Annotated in this window: 7 protein-coding genes; 6 read left to right on the forward strand and 1 reads right to left on the reverse strand. The window is 62.4% G+C overall.

The genetic code is table 11. The annotated features are described in order from the left end of the window. The first annotated feature begins 204 nt into the window (after positions 1 to 204). From ptsP to IPM89_10755, 3 genes are all read left to right on the forward strand, one after another. Entirely contained in the window at positions 205 to 2,772 is a 2,568-nt protein-coding gene (gene ptsP / locus IPM89_10745) for a phosphoenolpyruvate--protein phosphotransferase (GenBank protein ID QQS55881.1), read from the forward strand. A 56-nt stretch (positions 2,773 to 2,828) separates the two neighbouring features. Further along, positions 2,829 to 4,607, forward strand: a complete 1,779-nt coding sequence (gene ptsG, locus IPM89_10750; protein QQS53370.1) for a PTS glucose transporter subunit IIBC — start codon at positions 2,829 to 2,831, stop codon at positions 4,605 to 4,607. A 328-nt stretch (positions 4,608 to 4,935) separates the two neighbouring features. Next, a complete protein-coding gene (locus IPM89_10755) occupies positions 4,936 to 5,862 on the forward strand; it encodes a hypothetical protein (GenBank protein ID QQS53371.1) in 927 nt (308 codons plus the stop codon). Positions 5,863 to 6,096: 234 nt separating this feature from the next. On the opposite strand, the gene IPM89_10760 is transcribed toward IPM89_10755, so the two are convergent. Continuing rightward, entirely contained in the window at positions 6,097 to 6,309 is a 213-nt protein-coding gene (locus IPM89_10760) for a hypothetical protein (protein ID QQS53372.1), read from the reverse strand. A gap of 162 nt (positions 6,310 to 6,471) precedes the next feature. Here IPM89_10760 and IPM89_10765 point away from each other — a divergent pair, with 162 nt between their 5' ends. The 3 genes from IPM89_10765 (at position 6,472) to IPM89_10775 (ending at position 10,922) form a co-directional block, all read left to right on the forward strand. Further along, positions 6,472 to 7,335: an NAD-dependent protein deacetylase gene (locus IPM89_10765; protein ID QQS53373.1), complete on the forward strand. Its 864-nt coding sequence runs from the start codon at positions 6,472 to 6,474 to the stop codon at positions 7,333 to 7,335. A gap of 443 nt (positions 7,336 to 7,778) precedes the next feature. Continuing rightward, positions 7,779 to 9,920 carry an EAL domain-containing protein gene (locus tag IPM89_10770; GenBank protein ID QQS53374.1) on the forward strand — a complete coding sequence of 714 codons (2,142 nt, stop codon included), beginning with the start codon at positions 7,779 to 7,781 and terminating at the stop codon, positions 9,918 to 9,920. A 225-nt stretch (positions 9,921 to 10,145) separates the two neighbouring features. After that, positions 10,146 to 10,922, forward strand: a complete 777-nt coding sequence (locus tag IPM89_10775; protein ID QQS53375.1) for a transporter substrate-binding domain-containing protein — start codon at positions 10,146 to 10,148, stop codon at positions 10,920 to 10,922. Positions 10,923 to 11,201: the final 279 nt, after the last annotated feature.

Below are 11,201 nucleotides of genomic sequence, written 5' to 3' on the forward strand. Positions count from 1 at the left end.
AACCCGGTGAATTCTTGCTAACCGCTTGACGGCGCCGAGCCTTCATTGCCCTGCCACGCCACGACCTGGAGGTCGCGGGCGGTGCCACTAATTCCATGTGTCACCTATAGTTATAAGGGTCTTATGCAAAACCTCGACAGCCCCGTATCCGAAAAACCGGACCCGGACATTCCCGTCCGAACCCGAAGCTCGAGAACAACGATGATGAATACCTCAAGCCACCGTGATCCAAGCTCCATCAAGATGATCCTGACCGCCCCGCTCTCCGGCCCTCTCGTGCCGATCGAACGGGTTCCCGACCCGGTCTTCGCCCAGAAAATGGTCGGCGACGGCATCTCCATCGATCCGCTCGATCAGTGTTTGCGCGCGCCCTGCGACGGCGAGATCACCCAATTGCATCCGGCCGGGCATGCCGTCACCGTCACCACCTCGCAAGGCATCGAGGTGCTGATGCATATCGGCCTCGATACCGTCGGGCTCAAGGGCGCCGGCTTCACCGCGCGGGTCCAACTGGGCGATGCGGTGAAAACCGGCGAGGCCCTGATCGACTTCGACGCCGATTACATCGCCACCCACGCCAAAAGCCTGCTGACCCAGATCGTGATCGCCAACAGCGAACGGGTGGCGGCTTTTGCGCCGCGTTCCGGCCAGGTGACCGCCGGCCGGGACGTGATTCTGGAACTGACCCTGGCCGACGGGTCGGTCGAAGCGGTGGCCGAAACGGTTAAAGCGATCACCTCCGAAGCGATCGTTATTCCCAATCCCACCGGCCTGCACGCCCGCCCGGCGGCGGTGCTGGCCAATCTCGCCAAGAAATTCAAGGCCGATCTCCGCCTGCAAAAGGGCGACCGGCAAGCCAACGCCAAAAGCGTGGTGGCGATCATGGGCCTGGAAATCGGCCAAGGCGACAAGGTCACCCTGATCGCCAAGGGCGATGACGCCTACCCGGCGATCGGCACGCTGACCCCGCTGTTATGGGAAGGGCTGGGCGACGAGGGCTGCCTGCCAGCCCCGGCCCCGGCCAGCTTCGAAGTGTCGGTCAATTCCGCCCCGCCGCCCCGACCACGCTCGGAAGACCCGAACCTGCTGATTGGCGTGGCGGCTTCGCCGGGGCTGGCGGTCGGCGTGGTGTTCCAGGTTCGTCACCAGGATATTCCGGTGACCGAAACCGCCGCGGGTAATCCTCAGCAGGAACGGGATCGTCTCGACCAGGCCATCGACCAGGCGCGCATCCAGTTGGAAGCCTTGCAGGCGCGGTTGCACGGCGAACGGGCCGCCGACAAGGCCGCCATCTTCGCCGCCCATCAGGAGCTGCTGGACGATCCCGATCTTTTGGACATCGCCTATTCCGCGCTGGCCAAGGGCAAGAGCGCCGAGTTCGCCTGGCAGCGGGCCTTCACCACCCACGCCGACCGCCTGGCCAACCTGCGCAACGAATTGCTGGCGGCCCGCGCCAACGACCTGCGCGATGTCGGCCGGCGGGCGTTGACTCTGCTGACCGGCATGGAACCGGAACGCCCGGAACCGCCGGACAACGCGATTCTGGTGGCCGAGGAACTCACTCCGTCCGATGCCGCCAACGTCGATCGCGCCAAGGTACGGGGTTTCTGCACCACGCTGGGCGGCGCGACCTCACATGTCGCCATCCTGGCCCGATCGCTGGACATCCCGGCGGTGGCCGGCATCGAACCGAGAGCGCTGGAACTGGACAACGGCACGCCAGTGATCCTCGATGGTGGCAAAGGCACGCTGCGACTGAATCCCAATCCGGAGGAAATCACCCACATCCGCCAGACCCAGGAGCGGCAGGCCGTTCGCCGGCAGGCCGATCTGGCAACGGCCCACGAACCGGCGATCACCCTGGACGGTCAGCGGGTGGAGGTGGTCGGCAATATCGGCGGGCTGGCCGACGCCGAGCAGGTGCCCAAACTGGGCGGCGAGGGTGTTGGGCTGCTACGTTCGGAATTCCTGTTCATGGAACGCAGCACCGCCCCCAATGAGGATGAGCAGTTCGAATCCTATAAAGCGATTGCCGAAGCACTCGAAGATCGGCCGCTGATCATCCGCACCCTCGATGTCGGCGGCGATAAGCCGCTGTCCTACCTGCCGATTCCCAAGGAGGACAACCCCTTCCTGGGCGAGCGCGGCCTGCGGGTCGGGCTGGACCGTCCGGAAATCCTGCGCACCCAGTTGCGGGCGATCCTGCGCGCCGCCGCTTTCGGCAAGGTGCGCGTCATGTTCCCCATGGTCGGGCTGCTGTCCGAACTGCGCGACGCCAAGGCCATGCTGGAGGAAGAGCGGCAGCGACTGAACGCCGCCCCCATCGAAACCGGCATCATGGTGGAAATCCCGGCGGCGGCGGTCATGGCCGCGCAGTTCGCCCGCGAAGTCGATTTCTTCTCGGTCGGCACCAACGACCTGACTCAGTACACCCTGGCGATGGATCGCGGCCATCCCAAGCTGGCGCCCAAGGTGGACGGGCTCAATCCCAGCGTGCTGCGCCTGATCGCCTGGACGGTGCAAGCCGCGCACGAGCACGGCAAGTGGGTCGGCGTCTGCGGCGGCATCGCCAGCGATCCGCAAGCCGTGCCGCTGCTGGTCGGCATGGGCGTGGACGAGCTGAGCGCCAGCCTGCCGACCATCCCCGGCATCAAGGCGCAAATCCGCGGCCTGAGCCTGAGCGAATGTCAGGAACTGGCGCGGCGGGCATTGACTTTGGAAACCGCCGCCGAAGTGCGAGCGCTCTGCCCCGATCCGGCGGAAACCGCCTGAACGACACCTGGCAACCCATCCATTCATGCACACATAAGCTTTTGGAGATCGTCGTCATGTGGCAACACGCATTTGCTTTCCTGCAAAAGATCGGCAAGGCGCTGATGCTGCCGGTATCGGTGCTACCGGTCGCCGGCATCCTGCTCGGCATCGGCAGCGCCCAGTTCGGCTGGATGCCGGATTTGGCTTCCAACATCATGGCCCAGTCCGGCGGGGCCATCTTCGGCAGCCTGGCTATCCTGTTCGCCATCGGCGTGGCGCTGGGCCTGACCAACAACGACGGCGTCTCGGCGCTGGCGGCGGTGGTCGGCTACGTGGTGCTGCTGGCGACGCTGGGGGTGATGGCCAAGCTGCTGGGTTCGGAAACCAAGGAGTTGATGGGCATCGTCTCCATCGATACCGGCGTGTTCGGCGGCATTCTGATCGGCGGCATCGCGGCGGCGCTGTTCAACCGCTACTACCGGATCAACCTGCCGCCCTATCTGGGCTTCTTCGCCGGCAAGCGCTTCGTGCCGATTGCGACCGCCTTCGCCGCCATCGGGCTGGGGCTGGTACTTAGCTTCCTGTGGCCGCCCATCGGCGCGGGCATCAAGGGTTTTTCCCACTGGGCGGCGGAAAGCAATCCGGCTCTGGCGTTCACCGTCTACGGCATCATCGAACGCCTGTTGATTCCCTTTGGCTTACACCACATCTGGAACGTGCCGTTCTTCTTCGAGGTCGGCAGTTATATGGACCCGACCACGGGTAAGGTCATCACCGGGGAAATCCAGCGCTACATCGCCGGCGACCCGACCGCCGGCAACATGGCCGGTGGCTATCTATTCAAGATGTGGGGCCTGCCGGCGGCGGCGGTCGCGATTTGGCACTGCGCCCGGCCCGAGAACCGCGCCAAGATCGGCGGCATCATGATCTCGGCGGCGCTGACCGCCTGGCTGACCGGCATCACCGAACCCATCGAATTTGCCTTCATGTTCGTCGCGCCGGTGCTGTATCTCATTCATGCCCTGCTGGCCGGGGTAGCCTATTTCCTTTGTATCGAACTCGGCATCAAGCACGGCATGACTTTCTCGCACGGGACAATTGATTACATCGTGCTGTACGCGAAGTCCACCCACGGTTGGTGGCTGCTGGTGCTCGGCCCGGTGTGGGCGCTGCTGTACTACGCTATTTTCCGCGCGGTCATCCAGAAATTCGACCTCAAAACGCCCGGCCGCGAGATCGAGGAAGCCGTCATGTCGAGCGATGCGGCCACCGACATCGCCCACGGCTTCGCCAAACAACTGGTGCTGGCCTTCGGCGGACGCGGCAACATCAAGAGCCTGGATGCCTGCATCACCCGGCTGCGGGTGGAACTGAACGACATGAGCAAGGCCAGCGCCGACAAGCTCAAGGCGCTGGGCGCGGCCGGCGTGATCGTGGTCGGCAGCGGCATGCAGGCGATTTTCGGCACCCGCTCCGAAAACCTGAAAACCGACATGGAGGAGTATCTGAAGAGCGCCGGTCCGGAAGCGGACGAGGTGGAGGCACCTTCGCCGGTGGCGGCGCCGGCGCCGACCGGCATCGTGTCCAAGCTGCGCGATCCCGAGGCCGCCGGCAAGGCGCGGGATCTCATCGCGGCACTCGGCGGCCTCGGCAATATCGAGCGGGTGGACGCTTGCGCCGAAACCCGGTTGCGGCTGGTGCTTGGGAATGAGGGCTCAGTGGACGAGGCGGCGCTGCGGTCCGCCGGCGCGACGGGCGTGATGCGACTGGCCAACCGTACCCTGCATCTGGTGGTCGGCCTCAACGCCGATCAGTACGCGGCGGAAATGCGCGGGCAACTGGCCAGGCCGTGAACCAGCATCGTTGGAGGACGCCATGGTTTTGGGCACGGCGGGTGTTGCCCACCGCGCCCAAAACCGCCACCGCTTCGGAATTGCGGAATGGCGGCCCCGATCCGTAAGGCCGTTTTCCACTGCGGTAATAATGCACTGATGGTACCTATAGTGCTCCTATACCAGTTGTATCTATACCAGTTGTGTAATTTTCCTCCTTGGATAAATTAGGGGTGGCGAGTAACGCCGGAGTGGTTCGAAACGGTGATTCCACAAGTCAGATAGGAGCACTGTATTGCTGCAGGCAGCCGTTTTTGGCAGCACACCAACACATCTCAGGAGATAATCCATGCCAGTTCAGATCACTTCCTTCAACGATTTCGATTACGCGGCTATCAATTCCCGGACGAGTGATATGGGGAAGGTGGCTCTCATCCACCGCTGGGGTTTCGATCCGGTGGCTAAGTTCCAGCGGATCGGCGTAGCAGGGCGACGCCTTCTTTCCACACAGGGTGGCCCCACAGTCGGCCTCACTTTCAAGGTCACCGGTGCTGCAACCTGCCGGATCGTTTCTCAAGACATGACCTTCAAAGGCCCAGCAGGACGGAACGGGTTATTGGTTCTCGAAGGCGTATCCCCGGGCACTGGCGCGAAACTCGAACTTCAGAATGCGGCAGGCAAGGCCGTCGACTTGATCGAGGTAGCCGTCGCAGAGTTCAACTCCTTCAAGATTCGCTATTACAACCTGATCGATGGGAAAGGACGCAAGGCCGTTAGCACGATCGACTTCGCGCCTCTACCTCCCAACTTTTCTCCAGCCACGCTCACAGATCTGACCGACAAAGTAAATAGCATCGTGTCTACCCAATGCGACTGCATGTTGTTTCCCAACGGTGGCAGCACGATGATTGATTTGTCGACTCCCGATGACATGGGCGAACGCGTCAACGGCGACACGTTCAACATTTTCCGGTTCGGCAACATGGATAAAAATGCTCAGTACCATGTGGTTTTTGTCTGGAGGATCGCTGGTGGCCATTCGAATGGCATCACTAAGAATAATACGACACTGCTGGAAGCGTCTTTGTCTCTCGGAAAGCGCCCGATCACTCTGGCCCACGAGTTCGTCCACTTCCTATCTGGCAGCGGCGTGGTCACTGTCGGCGATCATGATGACAACGAGACAGATCTACTCTTCAAGTCGGCACCGCACGGAATCAATCTTCGGAAAGCGCGTCTTCAGAAAATCGTCGGCCTACGAAAACCAACCCCGTGAAGGATACCCGATTACCCATGTATGGTCCGCCCCGCGCTGTCAAGGGATGAGTTCAGCTTGAAGTGAAGGAAGGTTGCGAACAGGTATCCGGCCTCTGCTGGGAAGGAACCCCGGGCCTCGATGGAAATCCGCGCACCCCGGGCCTTATCACAAACTGCGGCCTCAAGGGCCGGTGGGTAATGCAGGCGCTGGCACGGGCTGCTTGCGCCGGTTGAGCGGCCCGTGACCGCCACGTTACGGATCGGGAACCACCACCACCGCGACCGTCGGCTCGGTGTCGGCGCGGTGTTCGCGCACCCAGGCCAGCCCAGCGGCGATCGCGGCCTCGGCATCGGGGAAATAGGCGAACTGTTCGATTAACTGGCCATCCTCCATCAACATGGCCACATAAGGCTTGTCCAGGTTCGCGGTACAAGGAAAACGGCGAACTTCCAGGATCAGTGCCATGGTCAACCTCCACGAGTCGTGCGGAATTATCCAGTATCCGCCATAGTGTATTCGTAGCACGCTGGCAATTCGCCACGGAACCGGTTCGAATTGCATCGACTCTGAGCTTGCGGCATCCGTTGCCACCCAGTCCGATTCCGCTGTCCAGCACCCATCACGGCCATGCCTTCTCCCAACAGATCCCCACTTCGTCCCAATTCGCCAGACGCCCTGGCCGATTTCGTCGAACGCCACCCTCGGCTATTCGTGCTGACCGGCGCCGGTTGCAGCACCGATTCCGGCATTCCCGATTACCGTGACCACAACGGCGACTGGAAACGCCGCCAGCCGGTGAGTTACCAGGAGTTCGTGGCCAGCGAACGGACCCGACAGCGCTACTGGGCACGCAGCCTGCTCGGCTGGCCCACCTTTGCTCGCGCCCGGCCCAACGCCACCCACACCGCATTGGCCCAATTGGAGGCCGCCGGCTTCGTCCATCAACTGGTGACCCAGAACGTCGATGGTCTGCACCAGCAGGCCGGCAGCCGGCGGGTGATCGATCTGCACGGCCGGCTCGATGCCGTGGTCTGCCTGGCTTGCGGGACCCGGGGATCTCGCGCCGCAATGCAAAGTGCGCTGGAGCGGGATAACCCCACCTTCGCCGTGTTGGCGGCGGTGACCGGTCCTGACGGCGACGCCGATCTGGAAGAGGCGGATTTCGGCGGTTTCCGGGTCCCGGGTTGCGCGCGGTGCGGAGGGGTATTGAAACCGGCGGTGGTGTTTTTCGGCGAAACCGTGCCCAAACCTCGGGTCGAGCGCGCCTGCCAGCGGCTGGCCGATGCCGATGCCTTGCTGGTGGTCGGCTCCTCGCTGATGGTGTTTTCCGGCTATCGCTTCTGCAAACTGGCCGCCGCCCGTGGCCAACCCGTCGCCGCGCTCAATCTTGGCCGTACCCGCGCCGACGGCGAACTCGCCCTGAAGTTGGAGCGGAACTGCGAGATGGTGCTGACTGATCTCCTGGAACGGTTACGTATCACTCCTGGGTGAAAAAATCTCACGACCGAATCGAGGCTTGGAATCGGAATTGCGCTCATCGGCCGCCAGATGAAGCAAAACTGTTGCGCACACCGCTCTCCATCAGCTTGTGAAAAGCATATAATATCGTTTCCCGATAGGTTTTTTTCTTTTCGGAGGCCAATAACCACCCTGTTCGTCATACCCGCGAAAGCGGGTATCCCGTTTTTCAGCGGCGGCCTGGATTCCCGCATTCGCGGGAATGACGAAAACCTATTCAGAATTGGTATAATCGCTTAGACGAGCGTCGGAACCCTGACAGAAGCGGTTGGAACGGATTGAATAACGAGCACCTTCCAAGCATTTGGCGCCACAAGCCATTCCTATCCGCTAACAAGGGCAATCAGCCCTCATCACCGTTGCGGAGGCGCGCCATGCGCCCCGGCCGTTCGGATAGCTCGCCACGAGAATGTTCCATGATCGAATCAACCGACCCAAAATCCGGCGTCCCGCCAGCCACCGGCACCGTGCTGGCGCTGGACGACGAGGCGGAAATTCTGGCAACCCTGCACGGCCAGTTGCAGCCCGACTTCCACGTACTCACCGCCACCACGGCTACCCAAGCCATGGCCCTGCTCGACCGGCATCCGGTGGATGTGGTGATTGCCGACCAGCGCATGCCGGGCATTAACGGTACCGACTTTCTGCGCGAAGTCCACCAGAGCAGGCCGGATGCTGCCCGCATCCTGCTGACTGGCTACCCGGATCTGGCGACGGTGATCCAGGCCCTCAACGAAGGCCATATCCATGCCTACCTGCCCAAGCCCTGGAGCCTGAAAGAACTACGCGCGCTGTTGCGCAACGCCATCCAGGATGCCCGTCTGCGGGCTGAAAACCTGCGGCTGCTGGACGAACTGCGGCAAACCCAAGAGCAACTGGAAGCTCGGGTGAACGAACAGATGCGGGCGCTGCGCGACAGCGAGGAGAACTTTCATAACGTCGTGCATAAAAACAACAGTGGCATCCTGGTGGTGGACGCGACGGGCATGATCCTGTTCGCCAACCCCGCCGCGGAAATCCTGCTCGGCCGCAACGGCAACGCTCTGCTGGGCAGCGAATTCGGCATTCCGGTCACGGGCGAAAACACCGAAATGACCATCCTGCGCCCCAGCGGCCGGCCGGGCACGGCCGAACTGACCGCGACCGAAACCCAGTGGCGGAACCGGAACGCCTACCTGCTGATGCTGCACGACATCACCGAGCGCAAGGAAGCCGAATCCCAGGCGCGGTACCTGGCCCAGCACGACAGCCTGACCGGGCTGCCCAACCGCACACTGTTCGCCGATCGCATCAGCCAGGCGCTGCTTCGCGCCCAGCGTGGTGGCGACAAGGCGGCGATCCTGTTCCTGGATCTGGATCGCTTCAAGGAGGTCAACGACACCCTGGGCCACAAGATCGGCGATCAACTGCTCCAGCAGGTGGCGTCCCGCCTGGCCGACACGGTACGCCAATCCGACACCGTGGCCCGCATGGGCGGCGATGAGTTCACGGTCCTGCTGGAAGGCTTGAGCGACCGGGAGCAAGCCGGCGCGCTGGCCAGAAAGCTCCGTAGTCTATTCGGGCAGCCCATCCCGACCGACGCCGGCGAGCTGTTCGCGACCCCCAGCATCGGCATCAGCATCTACCCCGACGATGACAGCACCGCCGAGGGTCTGATCCGGCGGGCCGACAGCGCCATGTACCACGCCAAGCGCCATAAAGAGCTGGACATCTGCTTCTATGCCAAAGCGATCGACTCGCGCAACCTCGACCGGCTGGCCACGGAAAACAGCCTGCACCGCGCCCTGGAGCGGAATGAGTTCGTGTTGTACTACCAAATCCAGGTCGATCTGCGTGAGCGGCGGACGATAGGCATGGAGGCGCTGGTGCGCTGGCAGCATCCGGACCGGGGCTTGGTCCCGCCCGATGATTTCATCCCGCTACTGGAAGAAACCGGCCTGATCCTGCCGGTGGGTGCCTGGATTCTGGCGGAAGCCTGTCGGCAGATGCGGGAATGGTCTAATGCTGGGCTCAACCCGGTGCCGGTGTCGGTCAATATTTCCCCCAAGCAACTGGCGGACAAAAAATTCGTCAAGATGATTCATGACTTGCTCGCGCGGCATGGCGGCTTGCCGTCCAGGCTGCTCAGACTGGAGCTGACCGAAAGCGCGGTGATGCAGGATCAGTTTCGCGCCGTGCAAATTCTGCGCGCCGTGCGCGAACTGGGTACCGAGCTGCACATGGACGATTTCGGTGTCGGCTACTCCTCGCTCGGCCTGCTCAAACAACTGCCCTTCGACGTCATCAAGCTGGACCGCAGCTTCATCGTCGATCTGCTGGAAGACTCCGAAAGCGCGTTGCTGACCCGGGCCATCGTCAATGTGGCGCACAGCCTGAAGAGGCGGGTAATCGCCGAGGGGGTCGAGACCGAGGCACAGGCTGCTCACCTGCTGTACATCGGCTGCAACTCCGCGCAAGGCTGGCTGTACGGCAAAGCGGTTCCCGCCGCCGAAATGACAGCGTACCTGCGCGACCTGTTGGTCCACCCAAACTACCCGGCCATCACACCGAATCCGTGAACGGCGGCGAAAACACCGACAGACTTTCCGTCCACTGAGGAGACTTCCATAAAAAACATCCTCGCTGCTCTCCGTGTGGTGATACAAATTCTGAATAGGTTTTCGTCATTCCCGCGAATGCGGGAATCCAGGCCGCCGCTGAAAAACGGGATACCCGCTTTCGCGGGTATGACGAACAGGGTGGTTATTGGCCTCCGAAAAGAACAAAACCTATCGGGAAACGATATGACAACGTCCCGCCCAGCGTCGAGACTAACGCTGCTCTTGCTGCTGACGGCGCTGGCAACGGCTGGTGTGCCGGCGGCCGAACCTCCATCGGTGCTGCGGTTCACAAGCAGCGAATTCCCACCGCTGATCAACCAGGCCCACGATGGCTTTCTCGACCGGGTGATTCTCGAAGCAACGCGCCGGGCGGGGATCGAAGCCGAAATCGTACTGCTCCCCAATGCGCGCGCCATCAAGTCCGCGGACGAGGGCGAATACGACGGCAATCTCGTGCGTATCGCTGGCCTCGAAAGGCTGTTCCCACATCTGATTCCGGTACCGGAAAAGATCATGGATATGGTCTTTGTCGCTTTTGCGCCGCCGGGTCTGACCTTGCATGAAGGCGGTTGGGAGATCGTCCGGGATCGCAACGTGGTGTTGCTTCGGGGCTGGAAACTCTATGAAGAGGGCATATTGGCGTATCACCCCCGCACCGCCGTGACCGTCACCGAACCCGATCAACTCTTTCGTATGCTGCACGCCGGCCGGGCCGAACTGGCGCTGTACGAACTGTGGTCGGGCCGCTATCTGCTCAAGCAACTGGGTATTGAGGATATCCATGTGGTGGGGCCGCCGCTGACGGTGCGCGAGATGTTTCTCTACCTCCATGAACGCCATGCCGCCCTGGCGCCGCGCATCGCCGCCGCGCTGCGCGCCATGAAACAGGACGGCAGCTACCAGCGCCTGGCCGACGAACTGCTCGAACCCCTGCGCGGCGCCGGTAAGGACGCGCCGTAAACATGCGCACCACCCTACGCAGCCGGATCAGCCGGACCCTGATTGCCGGCATCGCCCTGCTGAGCCTGCTGGTCATGCTCGGCGCGACCGCCGTTCAGTTTTACCGTGACTACCGGATCGAGCTTGCCGGTCTGCGCGCGAATCTCGAACAAGTCAGCCAGATCGCCGGCTCCAGCCTGAGCCTGGCGGTCTGGACCGAAAACGACGCACAAATTCGGGTCCTGCTCGACGGCCTGACCAAAATGCCCGACCTGCACTACGCCGAGGTGGTGGAGCACG

The sequence above is a fragment of the Candidatus Competibacteraceae bacterium genome (genome assembly GCA_016699715.1).
Lineage (GTDB): Bacteria > Pseudomonadota > Gammaproteobacteria > Competibacterales > Competibacteraceae > Competibacter.

Bases quoted from the DNA above. Each gene is read 5' to 3' on its own strand.
- ptsP (QQS55881.1), top strand. From the start codon at position 205: ATGAATACCTCAAGCCACCGTGATCCAAGCTCCATCAAGATGATCCTG.
- ptsG (QQS53370.1), top strand. From the start codon at position 2,829: ATGTGGCAACACGCATTTGCTTTCCTGCAAAAGATCGGCAAGGCGCTG.
- IPM89_10755 (QQS53371.1), top strand. From the start codon at position 4,936: ATGCCAGTTCAGATCACTTCCTTCAACGATTTCGATTACGCGGCTATC.
- IPM89_10760 (QQS53372.1), bottom strand. From the start codon at position 6,309: ATGGCACTGATCCTGGAAGTTCGCCGTTTTCCTTGTACCGCGAACCTG.
- IPM89_10765 (QQS53373.1), top strand. From the start codon at position 6,472: ATGCCTTCTCCCAACAGATCCCCACTTCGTCCCAATTCGCCAGACGCC.
- IPM89_10770 (QQS53374.1), top strand. From the start codon at position 7,779: ATGATCGAATCAACCGACCCAAAATCCGGCGTCCCGCCAGCCACCGGC.
- IPM89_10775 (QQS53375.1), top strand. From the start codon at position 10,146: ATGACAACGTCCCGCCCAGCGTCGAGACTAACGCTGCTCTTGCTGCTG.